This window comes from Chitinophaga niabensis, from assembly GCF_039545795.1.
GTDB lineage: Bacteria > Bacteroidota > Bacteroidia > Chitinophagales > Chitinophagaceae > Chitinophaga > Chitinophaga niabensis_B.
The window spans coordinates 2680683-2699704 of the sequence record NZ_CP154260.1 but is presented as its reverse complement, the minus strand read 5'-3'; the positions used below and the strand labels follow the sequence as shown (position 1 = coordinate 2699704).

Annotated in this window: 19 protein-coding genes; 6 read left to right on the top strand and 13 right to left on the bottom strand. The window is 44.8% G+C overall.

The window, feature by feature from the left end; all coding sequences use genetic code 11:
* Positions 1–23: 23 nt before the first annotated feature.
* Both AAHN97_RS10660 and AAHN97_RS10655 read left to right on the top strand, forming a co-directional pair.
* Entirely contained in the window at positions 24–548 is a 525-nt protein-coding gene (locus AAHN97_RS10660; protein WP_343307586.1) for a DUF4252 domain-containing protein, read from the top strand.
* 72 nt (positions 549–620) lie between these two features.
* Entirely contained in the window at positions 621–1142 is a 522-nt protein-coding gene (locus AAHN97_RS10655) for a DUF4252 domain-containing protein (RefSeq protein ID WP_343307585.1), read from the top strand.
* A gap of 9 nt (positions 1143–1151) precedes the next feature.
* Here the strand turns inward: AAHN97_RS10655 and AAHN97_RS10650 are convergent, their stop codons facing one another.
* The 3 genes from AAHN97_RS10650 to AAHN97_RS10640 are packed head-to-tail and all read right to left on the bottom strand — an operon-like array spanning position 1152 to position 3990.
* A complete protein-coding gene (locus tag AAHN97_RS10650) occupies positions 1152–1439 on the bottom strand; it encodes a DUF721 domain-containing protein (protein ID WP_074238571.1) in 288 nt (95 codons plus the stop codon).
* A 15-nt stretch (positions 1440–1454) separates the two neighbouring features.
* Entirely contained in the window at positions 1455–2309 is an 855-nt protein-coding gene (locus tag AAHN97_RS10645) for a bifunctional transcriptional activator/DNA repair enzyme AdaA (RefSeq protein WP_343307584.1), read from the bottom strand.
* A 43-nt stretch (positions 2310–2352) separates the two neighbouring features.
* On the bottom strand, positions 2353–3990 hold the full coding sequence (locus AAHN97_RS10640; RefSeq protein ID WP_343307583.1) for a M1 family metallopeptidase: 1638 nt from the start codon (positions 3988–3990) through the stop codon (positions 2353–2355).
* Between the two features lie 119 nt (positions 3991–4109).
* Between AAHN97_RS10640 and AAHN97_RS10635 the strand changes: the two genes are divergently transcribed.
* Positions 4110–5711 carry an ABC transporter substrate-binding protein gene (locus AAHN97_RS10635; RefSeq protein ID WP_343307582.1) on the top strand — a complete coding sequence of 534 codons (1602 nt, stop codon included), beginning with the start codon at positions 4110–4112 and terminating at the stop codon, positions 5709–5711.
* Positions 5712–5834: 123 nt separating this feature from the next.
* Positions 5835–6602 carry an acyl-CoA desaturase gene (locus AAHN97_RS10630; protein WP_343307581.1) on the top strand — a complete coding sequence of 256 codons (768 nt, stop codon included), beginning with the start codon at positions 5835–5837 and terminating at the stop codon, positions 6600–6602.
* A gap of 345 nt (positions 6603–6947) precedes the next feature.
* On the opposite strand, the gene AAHN97_RS10625 is transcribed toward AAHN97_RS10630, so the two are convergent.
* From AAHN97_RS10625 to AAHN97_RS10600, 6 genes are all read right to left on the bottom strand, one after another.
* Positions 6948–7931, bottom strand: coding sequence for a hypothetical protein (locus AAHN97_RS10625; RefSeq protein WP_343307580.1), 984 nt, complete (start codon positions 7929–7931; stop codon positions 6948–6950).
* Between the two features lie 51 nt (positions 7932–7982).
* Complete coding sequence (locus AAHN97_RS10620; protein WP_343307579.1) at positions 7983–8924, bottom strand: DUF6620 family protein; 942 nt, start codon at positions 8922–8924, stop codon at positions 7983–7985.
* A 33-nt stretch (positions 8925–8957) separates the two neighbouring features.
* Positions 8958–9701 (bottom strand): hypothetical protein, encoded by a 744-nt coding sequence (locus AAHN97_RS10615; protein WP_343307578.1) that lies wholly within the window; start codon positions 9699–9701, stop codon positions 8958–8960.
* Positions 9691–9945 carry a hypothetical protein gene (locus AAHN97_RS10610; RefSeq protein ID WP_343307577.1) on the bottom strand — a complete coding sequence of 85 codons (255 nt, stop codon included), beginning with the start codon at positions 9943–9945 and terminating at the stop codon, positions 9691–9693. The genes AAHN97_RS10615 and AAHN97_RS10610 overlap by 11 nt, the downstream gene beginning before the upstream one ends.
* An 11-nt stretch (positions 9946–9956) precedes the next feature.
* Complete coding sequence (locus tag AAHN97_RS10605; RefSeq protein WP_343307576.1) at positions 9957–10898, bottom strand: SPFH domain-containing protein; 942 nt, start codon at positions 10896–10898, stop codon at positions 9957–9959.
* A 79-nt stretch (positions 10899–10977) separates the two neighbouring features.
* Positions 10978–11241, bottom strand: a complete 264-nt coding sequence (locus tag AAHN97_RS10600; RefSeq protein ID WP_343307575.1) for a hypothetical protein — start codon at positions 11239–11241, stop codon at positions 10978–10980.
* 147 nt (positions 11242–11388) lie between these two features.
* On the opposite strand from AAHN97_RS10600, the gene AAHN97_RS10595 reads away from it, so the two are divergent.
* The gene (locus tag AAHN97_RS10595) at positions 11389–11742 is read left to right on the top strand and encodes an MmcQ/YjbR family DNA-binding protein (RefSeq protein WP_343307574.1); all 354 of its coding nucleotides are present in this window, start codon (positions 11389–11391) and stop codon (positions 11740–11742) included.
* 26 nt (positions 11743–11768) lie between these two features.
* Here AAHN97_RS10595 and AAHN97_RS10590 read toward each other — a convergent pair whose 3' ends face one another.
* The 4 genes from AAHN97_RS10590 to gyrA form a co-directional block, all read right to left on the bottom strand.
* Positions 11769–12725, bottom strand: coding sequence for an NADP-dependent oxidoreductase (locus tag AAHN97_RS10590; protein ID WP_343307573.1), 957 nt, complete (start codon positions 12723–12725; stop codon positions 11769–11771).
* Positions 12726–12832: 107 nt separating this feature from the next.
* Entirely contained in the window at positions 12833–13132 is a 300-nt protein-coding gene (locus AAHN97_RS10585) for a KGG domain-containing protein (protein WP_343307572.1), read from the bottom strand.
* A 282-nt stretch (positions 13133–13414) separates the two neighbouring features.
* The gene (locus AAHN97_RS10580) at positions 13415–14665 is read right to left on the bottom strand and encodes a hypothetical protein (RefSeq protein WP_343307571.1); all 1251 of its coding nucleotides are present in this window, start codon (positions 14663–14665) and stop codon (positions 13415–13417) included.
* Positions 14666–14710: 45 nt separating this feature from the next.
* Positions 14711–17302, bottom strand: a complete 2592-nt coding sequence (gene gyrA / locus AAHN97_RS10575; RefSeq protein ID WP_343307570.1) for a DNA gyrase subunit A — start codon at positions 17300–17302, stop codon at positions 14711–14713.
* A 385-nt stretch (positions 17303–17687) separates the two neighbouring features.
* Here gyrA and AAHN97_RS10570 point away from each other — a divergent pair, with 385 nt between their 5' ends.
* The gene (locus tag AAHN97_RS10570) at positions 17688–19013 is read left to right on the top strand and encodes a saccharopine dehydrogenase C-terminal domain-containing protein (RefSeq protein WP_343307569.1); all 1326 of its coding nucleotides are present in this window, start codon (positions 17688–17690) and stop codon (positions 19011–19013) included.
* The last annotated feature ends 9 nt before the right edge of the window (positions 19014–19022 follow it).

Here is a 19022-nt window from a genome sequence, read left to right as displayed (position 1 = left end):
TACAGTAACACAAATCATTCATTATGAAACGAATATTCTTTCTCATATTCATCTCGCTTTGCAGCACACAGCTGGCACTGGCGCAGAGTACCGTTGAGAAGTTTTTCCTGAAATACCAGAACGATCCGTCCTTTACCGTGATCAATGTAACGCCCAAGATGTTCTCCATGTTCTCTACGGTGCAGTCCAATGATCCCGACTTCAAAAAGGTGAGTACGGTAGTCAGCAAACTCAAGGGCCTGCGCATCCTCGTTAAAGAAGATACCAAAGATGGCGCTAAGCTTTTCAAAGAAGCCGCCGCATTCCTTACATCTGATTTTGAAGAGCTGATGACCATCCGGAATAAAGAAGCGGATGTAAAATTCATGGTCAAAGAAAACGCAAAAGGTAATATTGCGGAACTCATCATGCTGGTGGGCAGTCCGGATGAATTTGTTGCGCTCTCTATCTTTGGAGACATCAATCTCAGCGAGCTGTCTGAAATTGCGGGAGATATTAAAATTGACGGCTTTGATAATCTCAGGAGTCTTCCCAAAAAGAAACCGTAAAGAAGAAAACGCCGTCCTCCATCCACGGCGTCTTCCTATCGCGTCTGAATCTGAACCCTTAAACTATACTATATGATACGTTCCATCCTTCTCTTCGTTTGTTTCCTGGCCTTTGCCTCCATTGATGCTAACGCACAACGTAAACAATTACGCAATTTTCAAAGGCAGCATTATGATGTTGCTGAAACTCACCGCATAGGACTCAGTTTCCTGCCATTGCGGATCGTGAGCTGGTTTATCCCCGGTCATGCTTTTGACGGTGAAGCCAGGGATGTTAAATGGGCACTGAGGAAAGTAAGAAGCGTGAAATTGTACACCATTGAAATGGATAACGGCGCAGCTGTTTCTAACGAATCCATCCTCAAATTAAAGGAAGACCTCTACGCCAAAAATAAGTTTGAACCCCTGATGGAAGTGAGAACAGCTGATGGCAGTCACGTACAATTCCTGAGCGATGGAAAGGACGGCGACAGATTAGATAACCTGGTGCTGTTAGTACAGGAAGAAGGGGAAATGGTGATGGTACACCTGCGTACCCGCTTAACGATAAGTGACCTGCAAAGAGTGATGGATAAGTTTAAGAACGAGATCTGATCATCAGTGTTAGCGGATCATTACTTCCTTCACCGCTTCTTCTCCCAGCATATCATTTACTAACCGGAGGATCCGGTCTTTAGAGTAGTTCAGTTCCTGTTTTAATGGTGCAACGGTAGTAGTGATCACCAGTTTGCCATCAAAGAGTTGTACACTTTCTGTATAACGGGCAATGGTTTTACCCACTACCTGTTCCCAGTTTTCCTGGATGCGAACCTCCAGCAGCCTTGGTTTAAACCTGCTGTTATTAAGATACTCTCTTAACGCATCGCCCATACTTACAACTTTGTATCGCATGCGCCAAAGGTATGATTAAATTGCTGCTTTTTCGCCAATAACCTTTGCTGCTTCCCATCCTAATATCGCTGTTTTTCTTTCTTTGCCCCAGTGATATCCACCCAATATTCCGGTAGATCTTATAACACGATGGCAGGGAATCAGATACGCGATCGGATTATCGCCAACAGCAGTGCCTACTGCCCTGGATGCTTTAGGATGTTGAATACTTTCTGCTATTTTTCCGTAAGTGGAAACCTGGCCACAAGGGATCTTCAGCAGTGCTTCCCATACCTTTAACTGGAACGGCGTGGCTTTAACATGTAAACGCAGGTCCTTTACCGTTTCATTCCTTTCTGTAAAGAATTGCTTCACGGTTTTAAGGATAGGAGATTCCCCCACCGTGATCTGCGCTTTAGGCCATTGTGCCCGCAGTTCTGCGAGTGAGCTTTCGAAACTTTCTGTGAACTGGATATTACAAACCCCTTTATCTGTTGCCGCTAAGAATACCATGCCGAATTGGGTGATGGTGAACGTGCATTTGATATGGAGGTTTTCTCCGCCGTTCTTGTATTCACCGGGCGTCATGGCTTCCATGTTCACGAACATATCGTGCAGGCGGCTGGTTCCGGAAAGGCCTGTTTCAAAAGTGGTGTCTTCCAGGGTGTAATTCTTTTCCAGCAAAGTTTTGGCATGCTGCAAACTGATGTATTGCAGGAATTTCTTTGGGCTTACGCCTGCCCATTCCTTAAATAAGCGCTGAAAATGAAACGGGCTTAAATGTACTGCAGCCGCAATGTCGTCCAGGGAAGGTTGTTCCGTGTAATGATCATTGATGTACTTTATGGCTTCCGCAATTGTTTCGTAGTGGTGCATTGTTTTTTTATTCAAAGTAACACCTGTTTTGATGCGTGTACAACCCGGTTCTTGCGCTTTATAAAGCTTTGGTTATGATATAGAAATTCTTGTCTGCTGCAAATTTCTTTGGATCAGTTAATTGTATGGCTGTTGTTTGCCATGCTGTGGTGGGATAGATGAAGGAATATTTCCCGTCTGCCAGGGTTACTTTCACCGGCAGGTCAAATCCCTGTACATCGGCCACCCAGCGGTATTTTAATTCCCTGTTGTTGATCGAATATTCCAGCACGGGTATTTTTGTGTGCCGGAGATACTGATCAAATACCTTGCTGAAATCACGGCCGCCGTTTTTACTGATATAGGATTCTACTTCCTGGGTGGTCACTGTTTTATGATAGAAGGTTTTATTCAACCCGCGCAGGATCTTCCGGAATGTTTCATCGTTATTGATCACCTGGCGGATGGTGTGCAGCATATTGGACCCTTTATAATACATGTCTCCGCCGGAACCTTCAGTATTTACGCCATAAGGGCCGATAATAGGAATATCATTGGCAATCTTTGAGCGGATGCCCTGTACATAAGCATTGGCAGCATCTTTTCCGTACTGGCATTCTGTGAAAATGGTTTCAGAATAATTCGTGAAACTCTCGTGTACCCACATGTCTGCAATATCTTTTGTAGTGATATTGTTGCCGAACCATTCGTGACCGCTTTCATGAATGATGATGAAATCCCATTTCTTGCCCCAGCCTGTACCGGAAAGGTCTGATCCGCGGTAGCCCATCTTGTATTGGTTGCCATAGGCCACGGCGCTCTGATGTTCCATGCCCAGGTGAGGGGTTTCTACCAGTTTGTAGCTGTCTTTATAAAAAGGGTAAGGCCCGAACCAGTGTTCAAAACATTTCATCATGGGCTTCACTACCTGGAAATGTGATTTTGCTTTGGTGAGATTGTAATCCAGTACCCAGTAATCGAGATCGAGTTTACCATCCTCACCATTGTACTTGTCACTGAAATGTGCGTAGTTGCCAATGTTCAGGGCTACATCGTAATTATTGATGGGATTGTCTACGAACCAGGTGAAGGTAGTGGTGTTGTTCATCGTTTCTCTTTTGCTGATCAGGCGGCCATTGGAAACGTTGGTGAGTCCTTTTGGTACAGTTACTGCAATGCGCATGCTATCCGGTTCATCGGACTGATGATCTTTATTCGGCCACCAGATGCTGGCTCCCAAACCCTGGCAAGCAGTGGCTATCCAGGGACGTCCGAGGGAGTCTTTTCCCCAAACTACGCCACCATCCCAGGGAGCACGTATGGCTTCTTTGGGTTTGCCGTGAAAGGAAACTACCAGTTTGCGGACTTTACCTTTAATCTGTGGCTCTTCCAGGTCTACGAACCAGGCGTTCCCTTCTTTTGTGATGTTGAGGGATTTGCCATTTTGCATGGCGTTATCCAGGATCAGGGGTTCCTGGAGGTCTATCTGTAATCTTTTAGATGGTTCCAATACTCTGTAGCTTATGCCATTCATACCATAAATCATTTTATCTGCCGGGTCCAGTTTTACGTTCAGGTCGTAAAACGTAACATCCCACCAGCTTCTTTCAGGGGTAAGGGTACCACGCAAAGTATCCGCACGGCTGAACTTATGCTGGGCTTGCATATCGGGCATCAGGAAGCAAAAGCATATCAGAACAAGGAGAAGAGATCTCATTACAGTTTAGATTTGGGTGGAAAGATATTTTAAATGGGTGAATTGGAGGGTGATTTTATGATTATTGGTCGTTTATCTATGCAGAATTACTATTTTACTTCCGGCATTTATCTGCAGATATGAAATATTATTGCTTACTTTTTACCCTCTTCCTGTTTTCCTGTGGTCAACGCAGCAAGGAGCATAAAATGGTTTTCCGGTATAATCAGCCGGAAGGCATTCCTACGCTGGATCCTGCATTTGCCAAGAACCAGGCTATTATGTGGGCGGTGCGCCAGCTCTATAATACTTTAGTTGAACCGGATAGCATGCTGAATATCAGGCCATCCCTTGCTACGCGCTGGGAGGTTTCTGAGGATCGCCGCAGGTACCGTTTCTATCTTCGTAACGATGTTTATTTTCATGATAATGATATATTCCCCGGTGGCAAAGGGCGGAAAATGACAGCTGCGGATGTGGCTTACAGCCTCAAACGGATCATGGACCCCGGCACTGCATCTCCCGGTGCCTGGATCTTCAACGGTACTGTAGATCCCGCAACTGGTTTCCAGGCAATTGACGATACTACCTTTCAGCTGACTTTAATACAACCTTTCCATCCCATTATGGGGATCCTCAGCATGCAGTATTGTTCTGTTATACCGCATGAAGCAGTAGAAAAATATGGCAAGGATTTTCGTAAACATCCATGTGGTACAGGGCCTTTCAAATTTCATTACTGGGATGAAGGGCAGGCATTGATCCTTCACAAGTATGAAAACTATTTTGAAAAAGACTCCGCCGGAACCCGGCTACCATACCTTGACGCCGTGAAAGTGGTGTTTGTAGACAGCAAGGCAACAGAATTCCTGTTGTTCCGCCAGGGTGAGCTGGATTTTATCAATGATATAGAAACCTCTTTCAAAGATGAAGTACTCACCAAACAGGGACATCTGAAAAAAGAATGGGAAGGAAAGATCGCGTTGATCAAAGCGCCTTATCTGAACACAGAATACTTTGGTATTGTAATGGACCCGGAGAAACGAGATCCCTCATTGAAGGATATCCGGGTCCGCCAGGCAATCAATTATGGTTTTGACAGGGTGAAAATGATGACTTATCTGCGCAACAGCATTGGTATTCCGGCTACATCCGGTTTTGTACCTGCGGGTTTGCCTTCATTCGATACTACTCACGTGAAGGGATATACGTACGATCTTGCCAAATGCAGGCAATTATTAAAGGAAGCAGGTTATCCTGAAGGGAAAGGCCTGCCACCTATTAAACTGGTTACACAGCCTGTTTATGCAGACCTTGCCAATTACCTGGCCAATCAGTTGCAGGAAGTTGGCATGACGATCCAGGTGGAAGTGATCCAGAAAAGTACTTTAATAGATCAGGCCGCTAAATCAGCCATACCATTTTTCCGTGCCAGCTGGATTGCAGATTATCCAGATGCCGAGAGCTACTTAGCGATGTTCTACAGTAAAAATCCTGCGCCTCCGAATTATACGCGGTATAATAATCCTGTTTTTGATCAGCTGTATGAGAAAGCAATGCTGGAAACAAATGATTCCCTTCGTTATAAATTATACCAGGAAATGGACCAGATGGTGATCAAAGATGCGTGTGTGGTACCGTTGTTTTATGATATTTCCGTGCGTTTTCGTCAGATGAATGTCACGGGATTAAGCAGTAATGGCCTCAATCTGCTCGAATTGAGGAGGGTTAAAATAGAGTAGGGGCCTGCGTTTCATATCATATTATAATATATTCATTAACATGGAGTTAAATTGTGCCCCAATCCCCGCATTTTAAGTTACCTTTGCGGTTCACTTTTATTTATTTACCGAAGTGGTTTTAACATGATAGCAATCCTTATTTTCTTTTTTGCACACTGGTTCCTGTCTTTATTCTTTCATACATTTTTCCTGCACCGATATGCATCTCACCAAATGTACGATACCAGCAAAGGTTGGGAAAGAGTGTTTTACTTTATGACCTGGTTTTTCCAGGGTTCATCTTACCTGGTTCCAAGAGCTTATGGCGTTATGCACCGCATGCACCATGAGTATAGCGATACTGAACAAGATCCTCACTCGCCACACTTTTTCAAAGATGTTTGGCAGATGATGATGCACACCCGTCAGATTTACGCGGGTATTCAAACAAAGACCAAAACTCCGGATCCTCAATTCACGAAAGATCCATTACCTGAATGGGATGCGATGGACCGTTTTGGTGATCACCGTGCAACACGTATTGTCTGGATGGGGATCTACGTTGCTTTTTACGTAGTTTTTGCTACACAGTGGTGGATGTACCTGTTGTTACCGATCCATTTTCTGATGGGGCCTGTACAGGGTGCTGTGGTTAACTGGTGTGGTCACAAGTATGGTTACAGCAATTTCAAGAACGGTGATCATTCCAGGAATTCTGAACCCTGGGGTATTTTTCTGCTGGGTGAATTGTTCCAGAACAATCACCATATGCATAAAGACAGTGCAAATTTCGCGCAGAAATGGTATGAATTTGATCCCACTTATCCGGTGATGAAAATGATGCATTGGATGAGGATCATCAGACTTCGTCCCAGGGTTGCAGTGATCAATGAGGAGAAAAAAGCGGCTTAACCGGCCTTTAAATATTTTCAAAGCAGCAGGATTTCGGTTCTGCTGCTTTTTTGTTTTCAGGGGATTGGGAGTGTATTGTATTTTTCTTTTTGCCGGGTTTAGAGGCATTTTTGGACTGATTTCTGTAGTACGAGTTTGAGCTTTTTTGACACAAATATCTTCCCGAAATTGCTACTTATGACCGGGCTTTGGAGTACCTGAGCGAATCCCCGAATAACCCCTGAATGATCCTGAAAGCCTTATCTGCAGGCGATTTATTGCCATTTGCGGCGCTTTTACACAAATAGTATTTATCGAGCCATATTTATGTTATGTTAAATAGGCTTGGGGGCTTTTCCCCGATCTCTAGGAAATCAACGCCTTTGCCTTCTTCATATTCTCCTTTATTCTTCCGTCCCTGATTAACACCACCTCTCCAGCGAAGAAATGGTCCATAATCAAACGAATATTCTTAAGGTCCCCGATCTCCAAAGCAAACTGCAATATTTTTCCCGCCGGGATCTCCCTGAGGACCAGTGTCAATTCTCCTTTACCAAGACCAGCCCTGTATTGGTTGATTTCCCCGAATTTGCTGATCATCAGTTCCGTCAGTCTGGCAAATTCAATTTCATCCCGTTTGTCCACCGCCTCCAGTATCAGCAACTGAACGGCGTTTGAAATGTTATAGGAATAAAGCTCGGCGTCTTTAACACTGGGCCAGTTAATGATCTGCCAAAGCAAAGGCCTCGCCTCTTCAAATCGCTTCAGATCCCGCCATAATACGTTGGAAATTCTGCATAAATAGTAGAATTTGAACCCGTAGAACTCCTTTACGCCAGTGGAATAAACATCCGGTTTCTCGTTGTACAACCTCAGCCAAAGCTGATATTCCTTTTCCTTAAACTTCTCTTCATTCGTGCAATCACTCAGAAAAAAAGCAAAATCTTCTGCTTCTTTCAGTGACAAACTTTCTATAGGGATATTGTGGAACTTGTCGTACCACTTATTGGCTTTATGTACCTTCTTTATTTCATCGTTGATGAATTTCTGCAGCTTAAGGGATGGTTTGTGGCCAGGTTCTTTCCCAAGGATTTCAGCAATAATTTTCAGCGCGCTCTCCCCGCTGCTCAGGATTTCGGCGCCTGTTTGCATCGCCATCGCATCTATCCAGACAAAATAGGCCCAGCATAAAAGCGTATTGGAATCACTTAAATTGTCAGATACGATTGATTTTTCGATGGCCCGTGAAGTCGTATAAAAATCGAAATGCTCTACTTCCCGGCGAATGTCTGCCGGTAGCTTCTTAACGTCAAACGGATATTTTTCAAACGGATGAATATTGGTCTGCATGGAATCAAATTTAAAAAACCTTCCCGAAGATTTCCGGAAAGGTTTTATAAGTTAAAACGTTATATCATCTGCCACATTACCACCCTGCTCAGCTGCGAATTTCTCTGCGTATTCTTTCTGCTTCTCGTCCTGGTAATTCATGTAATGCATGATATCCTGGCTGTTGAACTGCTGGTTTTGTTTTTCCATATGTTTTACGGCTACACCCTGGAACTCTCCTAATGTGATGCCGTAATTGTCAAGGATCCACTGTGCACCATCCAGTCCATATTCATAGGCAGCCTGGCGGGCTCCGCAGAGTTCATGGTAGAAATAAAGGTCTTCTTCCAGGCGTTGCAGGTTTGCGGCGCCTGCTGCATTTCCGCCGGAGCCTGAACTGGCGGCGGTTAATTTCCCCAGCACCGGATGCTGATCAGCCTGACCGAAATACTGGCTAAAAACATTGACCACCTGGAAGCTGGAGTCTTCCTGCATACGTTTGGGCCAGAGAACGTTTATTTCATCCCAGACCGGTAATTCAATGCCCAGCGCTTTGCAGACCTGTTCTGTTGAAACACCTGATCCCAATTTGCTGGCTGCGGCAGCATAATCATATAAGGATACGCCATGGATGGGTTGCAATAAAGGATCGCTTTCATCTGCTTTCTGGATACCAAATGCATGAATGCCCCGTACTTTACTACCCCAAACCAGGGAGAATTGCTCGTAGCGGTCCCAGCCATTCCAGTCCGTGAAAACATCACGACCAAAATTGGTACGCAGGTTCATGATATCATTTTCCAGCAGATCTTCATCGCTGTCTGCAACAAAAGCCTGTACGCGTTTTTCTACTTCTGCTTCAAACTGCGCTTCTGTATAATGAAGGCCATGAAAGGTTTCCGGGTCAAAGCCTGCCGCTGCAGGTGCTGCTTGCTGTGCTTCCTGCTGCTGTGGCTGCTGAGGTTTCTTTTCGTCCTCATTCCCGAGGAGGTCATTTAACAACTTTTTAAACATGGTGGTCTGCGTTTTTTATATAAGTGAAACGGGTTACAAATTATCTCTCCTGTATTCTTCCAGCAGGCGTTCATAGAATTTTTCATTTTGTATTGTCAGATCGGGCACTATTTTATTCACCTCATCAAATACGCCACGAAGGTATTTTTGGTAATAAGAAACCTCGGTTTCTTTTTTTGTACGTCTCTGGGGATCATCATGCCGCGGATGAAGAACATGCTGCTGGTATTCATTGTATAAATGCTTGCAGCGCTGCTCTGCCAGCGGTTTTGATAAGCCTTCCAGGCTCTTTGCCACGGTAGAGGGTTCAAAGGTATTTTGCGTCTGGCACTGATCACATTTGATATAGGTGGTGATAAAATAGATCTTGTCCAACACCAGTTTTCCGCCACATTGAATACAGGAAAATTTATCTTTTATGGCTGCATGTTCCGCCAGTATTTCCTGGTACTTTAACTCGAGGTCTTCTGCTTCCGCGTCATTGACTGCATCTTCTTCTTTTTGCCTGATCCGCTCCTCCCATTCATGATAGGCCGATGACAGGTGATGCCCCTGCTGTTGGATCTGGGCTTCATAAGTATCACGTGCTTTTGAATAGATGGACCTCAACTGGCCCTGCATGCCACTTCTGAAACGATAATAGGTCTGATGGTATATATCCGCTTTATCCTGCCAGAGTGTTTTTCCTTCTGTGCGGATCCCTTCTATGAGTTCGTTTGCTTTTTCTTCCAGTTTACCAAGGAAAGTATTCCAGCGGGTTTCCAATTCATTTGTCATGAGAATTATCTTCCTTTTTGATGTTGATACCATCGCCGAGTTGCACACGGATAAATTCAAAACCGCAATAGGCACAATGTGTAATGCCATCCTGTTTGGCCCTGCCGGCACCGCAGTTAGGGCAATCGGTAACATCCACTTTAGCACTTTCCTGTTTGGCTTCTCCCCCATAGGAAATTTGCTGCTGCGCTTTCAGTTTCATTTTTTCAATAAAACTAAGGGGCTTTTTATTCTGGTCAGACATGTAATGGGTAACTATAATTTTTCAATGAGTTCCGCCTTTTTGGCTTTGTATTCGGGTTCGTCAATTAATCCCTGTTCAAACAGCGTTTTGAGTTTCTGGAGTTTTGCCGTGATATCTTCCTGTGGCTGTTGTTGTTGCTGCTGAAGGGTATTTAACATGATGCCAGCCATCATGCCCTGCTGCATGCCTTCATTGGCAACAGTTCCTGCCTGGCCTATTGCATTGGCCTGGTTAAACTGCTGATATTTATTCATGTCAGGGATCATGTTCATGCCGGTGACTTTGTCGTAATATTCTGTTACTTCAGGTGGCAGGGTTGCACTGGTGATAACGAACTGGGTTAACTCAATGCCGATATTTTCGAAATAAGGTTTGAGTAATGGTTCTATTTTCCTGCTGAGATCGCTGATATTGCCTGCTACGTCCAATACAGAGATATTGGCCTGTGCGAGCACTTCTCCGAATTTAGGTGCTATGAAATCACGCATTTGTACTTCCAGCTCAAAGATGGTGAGCCTTGGATAAGTACCTGCATATTGCCTGAAGAAGGTGGCTACATCTGCAATCCGTACAGAGAATGTACCAAATGCACGAAGTCTTACCTGGCCAAACTGAGGATCACGTAAAAGTATCGGAGCGGGTGTACCCCATTTCAGATTAAGGAACTGGCGGGTGGTGAAGAAATAAACATCTGCTTTAAATGGTGATTCAAAGCCGTATTTCCATCCTTTCAGGCGGCTGATAATCGGAATATTGGCCGTGCTCAGTTTGTGCATTCCAGGGGCGAATACATCAGCCAGCTGCCCTTCATTCAACAGCATGGCTGCCTGGTTCTCACGCACGGTTAACTGCGCGCCATTTTTAATTTCTTTATCACCATCTGCAAATTTATGCATGAGCAGATTAGGGTCATGTTCCACCCATTCAATAATCTCAATAAAAGGTAACGTCATGGCATATCGGGTTAAATGGTTAAACGGGCTAATGCATGGTGATGCTAAAATAAGATATTTATTATCAATGGAATGACAATTAAATGTTACCCTCATCTCCCCTCGCCTTTCTGACGAGTTGCAACATATATCTGAATGGTATTTTGATGGTATTGGCGATGGCCATCATTTCGTTAAGGGTAAATAAATGGAGGTTATCGAGTTTGTGTTTGAAGATCACCCAATCAAAGCCGCAATCCTCGCTGACGGTCTTTGCAGGAATTATCTCGAAAATATCCGGGAACCGGATCCTGTCAGATAGTATCAATGCCTTTATTTGGGCATATAGTGCTTCTGTTTTCATTAGATATGATTAAAGGTGAGCTCGGTGGTTTTTCAGAACTGCCATAGGCACAAAACTTGCGCCAAAAATCTATCTTTATAAAGTTATAGCTAATCCCGGATTTGCCAGGGTGTTGGGCTACTTATAACAAATATTTAAATTGATGTTATGAATCTAGAGAAATTCCAACAATATTGCCTGTCTTTACCTGGTACTTCAGAGGGCCTCCCTTTTGGTGAAAACACACTGGTGTTCTATGTTATGGGGAAAATGTTTGCGTTGACGGATATTGAAGAATTTGAGAGTGCCAATCTCAAATGTGATCCTGATCAGGCGATTGAATTAAGGGAGAGATATGAAGGCGTACTGCCTGGTTATCATATGAACAAGAAACACTGGAATACGGTGTTATTTGATGGTTCTATTCCTGATAAATTGCTCCTGCAATGGACAAAGGATTCCTACGATCTGGTAGTGGCAAAACTTCCGAAGAAAGTAAGAGAGGAGTTAACGGGGAAATGAACCGGATTACAGATGCGCTAAGGATATCATTCAGCATTAATAACGATAATCGTTTTGCCTTTACTTTTCCCCTGACGGCTTTCTGCAATGGCTGCCGGTGCCTGTTCCAGGGATACTTTACGATCTACCGGAATACTTACTTCTCCTGCATCGATCACTTTACGCAATGCATCCAATGCGGCAGGTGAACTCTTTGTCTCAAAATTGCCGCCATGCAAATGCTGCGCTTTTAAACTTTCTTTATCAGCCACAAATTGTGTGGTTAACGCATATCCCTCTGGTTTTACGAGTGTGATCATCTTATGAAAATCTTCCTTATTGTCAACGAGGTCTATCAGTGCGTCTACGCCATCAGGGTAAAGTTTGCGTACTTCTTCTTCCAGGGAAGATGCTTTGTAATTTATGGTAACGGCAGCGCCCAGGGTGGTTAACCTTTCTGCCTGTGCCGGGGAGGAAGCAGTGGCTATCACGCGGATGCCTTTGGCATTGGCCAGTTGCGTGGTGAAAGAGCCCACCCCTCCTGCTGCGCCTATTAACAATAGGCTCTGGCCGCTTTCCAGTTTTGCTTTTTCCAGCAGTTGCAAGCCCGTCATTCCTGCTGTGGGGGCTGCTGCGGCATCTTCGAGCGAAATAGTTTCAGGGGCCATGGTTATTGCAGCAGTTTCGGGAACTACCACATATTCTGCATAAGAGCCTTCGCCTACAGGGGAATGTAACATCTGGCCGTATACTTTATCTCCGATTTTAAAACGGGTAATACCTGCTCCCACTTCTGTTACCACCCCTGCACCATCTGCGCCTATGATCAAAGGAAAAACATGTGGCATATGATCCTGCATGATACCATCGATCGTTTTCCAGTCGAAAGGATTGAGTCCCGCGGCGGTGAGTTTTATTTTGATGGAACCTTCTTTCACAGCGGGTTCAGGGAGGTCCATCACTAAGGGGAGTGTTTTGAATTCGTTAACGGCTACAGCTTTCATCAGGTGTTTTATGAGATAACAAAATAAGGCATTTTGGGTTGAATAAAAAGAAGAATGGCTGGATGATAACCAGTATCATCCAGCCATTCTTTCTGTTAAGTTTCCTTTTAACGATTCTTGCTGGGCTTACGGCCGCCACCATGGGAGGCTTTACCGCCTTTACTGGCAATCATTTTCTGTTTCTCTTTATCCATCGCTGCAAAACCTCTTCTGCTGGGTGTTTTCACCGGTGGACGTTCTTCAGCAATTTCGCCTTCATCGCGTTTGCGGCGATCTTCCGCATCAAATTCATTTTCATCATAACCTTCGAGGTTACGATTTCTATCGTCATTAAATTCCTTTCCCTGCCGGGCAGTACGATTGTCTGTCAGTGTCGCGGCATCGGAAGTTTTTGCATGTGTGACCATAATAAAATGTTTGATATGGTTAAGAGTTAATTAACTGTCTTACAGCTAAATAAGGGTAATTACCATGCCAAGGCAGTTTTATTTTGGGTTTGTCTGCAAAAAACAGCTTTGCAAGTTATTGGTATGTAATGGCTTAGGTTCTAACGTTAATATTATGTCATCACGTTTTGCACCTAACAGCAGTGTGGAAAGCTGTAGAATTTAATTCCCTAATGAGGGTTGCGGGAAACAAAAAGGGCAAGGAGAAATTCCCCTTGCCCTTTCTTATAAAACACCTGATTTTTAGTTCAGGCTTTCGAGTTTTTTCTTCACTGCTTCTACTTTATCATTCATACTCTTGATAGCGTAGATCTTTTGCAGTGCATAGAGGCAGCTTTCGTAAGTACGTTTGTCACTTGGCTCCAGTTTGCCTTGTGCAGAGAAACCAGCATCTGCTTTCTCAAAGAAAGGCAGGGATTGGTTCATCAGCGCTTCTACTTTACCTTGCAGTTCTTTTGCTTTAGGAGAGCTTTGTTGTTTGCTTTCCATGCCGTTCAGTTCTTTGTTGAACGCAACCGCGCGATTGAAGTACAATGCACCTAACTGGAAGTTGGCGGTAGCATCTTCAGCTTTCAGCTCCAGCGCTTTTTTGTAGGCACCTTCTGCTTTGGTCATCAGGTCATCGTAGTTAGCTGGCTTTGGCAGGTCGGAACCTTTCTCATCGCGGGGATTCGCCAGGTTGTCCAGACGGATAGCGTAATCCAGTTGCAGCGGGAAGTCGGAAGGATTTTCCTGTACTTTCTTTTCCATCATGTTGATGAGATCGCTGGTTTTACCAGTTTTAGAATAGTACAGCATTTCCATATCAGCGAAACGTTTGTCTGCAGGGAAATACCTTTTCGCGGAGTCGATGGTAGCGATCCAGTTGGCGTTGTCACCACGTTCTTCGTATTGTTGCGCTAATACAACATACAAAGCGGGTTCACCTTTGAATTTCAGTGCAGCAGCGGCTTTCAGGCCTTCGAATGCTTCATCCTTTTTACCAGCCTGTTGTGCTGCGTAACCAGAATAAAACACCATGGCTGTATCGCGGGGAATGGAACCACCGAGATTTTTACCATTATAGAAATCTGCTACTTCGAATGCTTTTTTGAAATAAGCGTAGGAGGAATCCCATTTCTGCTCATTCAGGTTACCGTAACCGGCGTTCCCGATAGTGGCATACACGTTAAACATGCGGTTGTTCAGCTCCAGGAGGGCTTCAGGCAGTTTCGGATTGATCTCAAGCGCTTTCTTGAAGGCATCATAAGCTACTATTGCATCTGCTGCACTTTTGTTTTTGGTAGCCAGTGCTTCGTGGATCTTACCTTTCACATACCAGGCTTTCGCGTCATCCTTGGTTTTTTCGTTTTGAAGTGCTGCATCGATATCTGCTTTAGCCTGATCGATCTTGTCGCTTTTCAAATACTCATCCGCACTGTTCACTTTTGCCTTTTGCGCCATAACGGTGATGGCTGCGCTGCAAAAGAGAAGAGATACAAATAGTTTTTTCATGTGGCTCAAATTTTGAAATTAGCGTTAATTGTTTATGGGTTTTAGTTATGCTTCGGGTTCAGGTTCTACCGCTTCGGTAGTATCGTTGGCTTCAGTTGCGTTTCCTTCTCCTTCTACTTCAGTTCCCTCAATTGCTTCTTCAATAGCGGCTACTACTTCTTCCTCTTCATCCAAACGTGCTACTGCTGCTATTTCATCTGAATCGTCCATCCGGATGAGGCGTACCCCTTGTGTGGCGCGGCCTGCTTCGCGGATATCTCCTACTGCCATCCTGATGGTGATCCCTGATTTACAGGTGATCATCAGGTCATTTTGTTCCGTAACATCCAGGATTGCGATCAATGGGCCGGTTTTGTCGGTAACGCTGATGGTTTTCACCCCTTTACCCCCACGGTTGGTGATGCGATATTCCTCAATGTCTGTCCTTTTACCATATCCTTTTTCGGAAACAACGAGAACGGTACGGGTTTTATCTTCCTTGTCTACACAAATCATACCAACCACCTCATCTTTCTCATTATCCACCTCAATTCCTCTTACGCCGATGGCTCCGCGACCGGTGTCCCGTACGGTATTTTCAGGGAATCTGATGGCACGGCCACTTCTGATGGCCATCATGATCTCGCTGTTACCGTTGGTGAGCTTGGCTTCCAGCAATTGGTCGCCTTCATTGATGGTGATAGCGTTCACACCATTCTGGCGCGGACGGCTGAATTCTTCCAGCAATGTTTTCTTAATGATACCATTGCGGGTGCACAATACAATATAGTGGTTGTTGATGAATTCGGTATCGCTGAGGTCTTTGATATCAATGATCGCGCGGATCTTATCGTCAGACGGAAGGGTGATCAGGTTCTGGATGGCACGGCCTTTACCGGATTTTTCACCTTCAGGGATCTCGTAGACTTTCATCCAGTACAGGCGTCCTTTTTCTGTGAAGAACAGCATGGTATGGTGAGTGGATGCTACGAAGAGGTGTTCGATAAAGTCTTCATCCCTTGTTTTACCACCAATGGCGCCACGGCCGCCGCGTTTCTGCTGACGGAAATCGTAAGCGGAAGTACGTTTGATATAACCGAGGTGTGAAATGGTGATCACCACATCTTCTTCTGCGATGATATCTTCGATGCGCATTTCAGCGGCGAGGTACTGAATCTCTGTTTTACGTTCGTCACCAAATTTCTTCTTCACTTCTTCCAGTTCATCTTTGATGATCTTCATCCTCAATCCTTCATCTGCCAGTACTTCTTTCAGGTGTGCGATCGTTTTCATGATCTCCTCATATTCTTCGCGGATCTTATCACGCTCCATGCCTGTTAAACGTTGTAAACGTAATTCCAGGATGGCTTTGGCCTGGATCTCAGACAACTCGAAGTTGGTCATCAATCCTTCACGTGCAATTTCCGGTGTGGTAGAGTTCCTGATGAGGGCAATCACTTCGTCGAGGTGATCGAGTGCAATCAGGTAACCTTGTAAGATATGTGCTTTCTTTTCTGCTTCGCGCAGGAGGTATTGCGTACGGCGGGTCACTACTTCATGACGGAATTCCAGGAACTCTGACAGTAAGTCTTTCAGGTTCAGGATCTTTGGCCGGCCTTTTACGAGTACCACGTTATTGATACCGTAAGAGGTTTGCAGTTCGGAGTATTTGTAGAGCTGGTTGATGATCACGTTTGGAATGGCTTCGCGCTTGAGGTCTATTACCAGGCGCATGCCTTCCCTGTCGCTTTCATCCCTTACATCAGAAATGCCTTCAATCACTTTATCGTTCACGAGCTGTGCGATCTTCTGATGCAGTACAGCTTTGTTCACCTGGTAAGGCAGTTCGTATATAATCAGTTTTTCTTTGCCTTGTTTGGAGGTTTCAGACATGATCTTACCACGTACCACTACCCTTCCGCGGCCGGTTTCAAAACCGGCTTTCACACCTTCAAATCCATAGATGGTACCACCTGTAGGGAAATCGGGTGCTTTTACATGTTTGATCAGTTCTTCGATGGTGATCTCACGATCATCGATCATGGCAATGAGGCCATCCACCAATTCCGACAGGTTGTGCGGCATGATGTTGGTGGCCATACCTACGGCGATACCGGAAGCTCCGTTTGCCAGCAGGTTGGGGATACGGGTAGGTAATACTACCGGTTCCTCGAGGGTATCATCAAAGTTGAGTGTGAAGTCTACCGTGTCTTTATCCAGGTCTTCCAGCATGGCTTCGGCTATCTTTTGCAGCCTGACCTCCGTATAACGCATTGCTGCCGGGAAGTCGCCATCTATGGAACCGAAGTTACCCTGTCCGTCTATCAGCATGTAGCGTAAAGACCAGGGTTGCGCCATCCGTACCATGGTATCATATACGGAAGCATCACCGTGGGGATGGTACTTACCCATTACGTCCCCAACGACACGGGCAGATTTTTTGTAGGGTTTGTTATGCGTATTTCCCAATTCATTCATCCCGAACAACACTCTGCGGTGAACGGGTTTAAAACCGTCTCGCACATCCGGCAGTGCACGACCTACGATTACCGACATGGAGTAGTCGATATACGCAGTTTTCATCTGCTCTTCAATGTTGACCTGAACAATTCTACCGTCCTCCTTTTGATTGTCTTGATTGTCCGTGTTCTCTATCATTATGTTATTGGTTTACAGGTTTTTCAGCCCTTTTAAATGAAGAGCAAATATAACGCATTCAGCCCGTATTTAAAGGGTTTGGGGGCTTAATGTTAATAAAAAATGAAGGGTGTTTCGAAGGCCTGCTTTTTAGCCCCTGTTTGACCATCAAACAATTTGTTCTACTTTCGCGTCATCTCCGGCAAATGTTCTATATGTCTATTTTGAGATATATAACTGTTATACGCAAGTTGGCAGGCTATTTGTTTATAACCCTGTGAAAATCAAAGCATAATTGAAGGGAGGGAATAATTCAGATACTGAGCTTTATTAAAGGGCTTATCTGAACATTACCGGGACTTTATTGTTTACTCCCTGTAGTTTTTAACCATTTCTATAAAACATTATGAAGAGTATTCTATTGTTTGGTGCCGGAAAATCTGCTACCTGTCTGATAGACTATTTGCTGGCCAACGCTCCACGACAGAAGTGGCATATCACTGTTGTGGACAATGATCTGATGCTCATTAAATCAAAGATCGGCAAATCCTATTATGCTACACCCGCTGCGATTGACATTAACGATGAACCTGTAAGGCAGTCCCTCATCCAGGAAGCAGACCTTGTTATTTCTCTTTTACCCCCTGCCCTTCACATTGTGATTGCGCGGGATTGCCTTAAATTCTCCCGAAACCTGCTGACCGCCTCTTACATTGACCCGGAGATCCGCAAACTGGAAAAGGAGATCGAAAAGGCCGGATTGCTGTTCATGTATGAAATGGGCCTGGACCCGGGTATCGACCACATGTCTGCCATGAAACTGATCCATTCTATTGAAAAGAAAGGCGGGCAGATCTATTCCTTCAAATCTTACTGCGGCGGGCTCATTTCCCCGGAAAGTAACGACAACCCCTGGTGTTACAAGATCTCCTGGAACTCCCGCAACATTGTGCTTGCAGGTACCTCAGGGGCTACATACCGGGAAAAGGGGAAAGTTAAGGAGGTAGAGTACCAGCAGTTATTTGATCAGTCCAAAACCGTACAGGTGCCAGGGCTGGGAAAACTGGCTTATTACCCTAACCGGGATTCTCTGAACTATGTGGATATCTATGCGCTGAGCAATATCCCTACTTTCATGCGGGCCACTTTGCGGTACACTGAATTCACCGAAGGCTGGAATGCACTGGTAAAACTGGGTTTAACAGATGATACCAAAAAACAACAGACCAACAACATGCCCTATTTCAAATGGGCATCCCAACATATCAAGGTAAATAAGGAACTGACGAATGAAGAAAACATCGCCCAGTTCCTGGGAGTGAGCAGTAAAAGCAAGCTCATCCGTCAGCTGAAATACCTGGGTATTCTGAACGGGGAATTGATTAACTTAGGAGAGCAAACAAATGCAGGCGTGCTGCAGCATGTATTGGATGTTCGTTTAAAAATGGAGCCTTCAGATAAAGACATGATCGTGATGCTGCATGAGATAGAGTTCGAGCGCAGGCATATGGGCACTAAGTTACATAGTTACATGATCGTTCAGGGAGAAGATAACCTCCGTACCGCCATGGCTAAAACGGTAGGGCTGCCATTGGGCATTATGGCCAAACTGGTGCTCTCCGGGCAAGTTGAATTAAAAGGATTACATATACCCGTGATGCCGGAAGTGTACAATCCCGTGCTCAGGGAGCTGGAAGAACATGATATCAGATTCGAAGAGAGTTTTGAATAGAAGAGATTT

Bases quoted from the DNA above. Each gene is read 5' to 3' on its own strand.
- AAHN97_RS10660 (WP_343307586.1), top strand. From the start codon at position 24: ATGAAACGAATATTCTTTCTCATATTCATCTCGCTTTGCAGCACACAG.
- AAHN97_RS10655 (WP_343307585.1), top strand. From the start codon at position 621: ATGATACGTTCCATCCTTCTCTTCGTTTGTTTCCTGGCCTTTGCCTCC.
- AAHN97_RS10650 (WP_074238571.1), bottom strand. From the start codon at position 1,439: ATGCGATACAAAGTTGTAAGTATGGGCGATGCGTTAAGAGAGTATCTT.
- AAHN97_RS10640 (WP_343307583.1), bottom strand. From the start codon at position 3,990: ATGAGATCTCTTCTCCTTGTTCTGATATGCTTTTGCTTCCTGATGCCC.
- AAHN97_RS10635 (WP_343307582.1), top strand. From the start codon at position 4,110: ATGAAATATTATTGCTTACTTTTTACCCTCTTCCTGTTTTCCTGTGGT.
- AAHN97_RS10630 (WP_343307581.1), top strand. From the start codon at position 5,835: ATGATAGCAATCCTTATTTTCTTTTTTGCACACTGGTTCCTGTCTTTA.
- AAHN97_RS10625 (WP_343307580.1), bottom strand. From the start codon at position 7,931: ATGCAGACCAATATTCATCCGTTTGAAAAATATCCGTTTGACGTTAAG.
- AAHN97_RS10620 (WP_343307579.1), bottom strand. From the start codon at position 8,924: ATGTTTAAAAAGTTGTTAAATGACCTCCTCGGGAATGAGGACGAAAAG.
- AAHN97_RS10615 (WP_343307578.1), bottom strand. From the start codon at position 9,701: ATGACAAATGAATTGGAAACCCGCTGGAATACTTTCCTTGGTAAACTG.
- AAHN97_RS10610 (WP_343307577.1), bottom strand. From the start codon at position 9,945: ATGTCTGACCAGAATAAAAAGCCCCTTAGTTTTATTGAAAAAATGAAA.
- AAHN97_RS10605 (WP_343307576.1), bottom strand. From the start codon at position 10,898: ATGACGTTACCTTTTATTGAGATTATTGAATGGGTGGAACATGACCCT.
- AAHN97_RS10600 (WP_343307575.1), bottom strand. From the start codon at position 11,241: ATGAAAACAGAAGCACTATATGCCCAAATAAAGGCATTGATACTATCT.
- AAHN97_RS10595 (WP_343307574.1), top strand. From the start codon at position 11,389: ATGAATCTAGAGAAATTCCAACAATATTGCCTGTCTTTACCTGGTACT.
- AAHN97_RS10590 (WP_343307573.1), bottom strand. From the start codon at position 12,725: ATGAAAGCTGTAGCCGTTAACGAATTCAAAACACTCCCCTTAGTGATG.
- AAHN97_RS10585 (WP_343307572.1), bottom strand. From the start codon at position 13,132: ATGGTCACACATGCAAAAACTTCCGATGCCGCGACACTGACAGACAAT.
- AAHN97_RS10580 (WP_343307571.1), bottom strand. From the start codon at position 14,665: ATGAAAAAACTATTTGTATCTCTTCTCTTTTGCAGCGCAGCCATCACC.
- gyrA (WP_343307570.1), bottom strand. From the start codon at position 17,302: ATGATAGAGAACACGGACAATCAAGACAATCAAAAGGAGGACGGTAGA.
- AAHN97_RS10570 (WP_343307569.1), top strand. From the start codon at position 17,688: ATGAAGAGTATTCTATTGTTTGGTGCCGGAAAATCTGCTACCTGTCTG.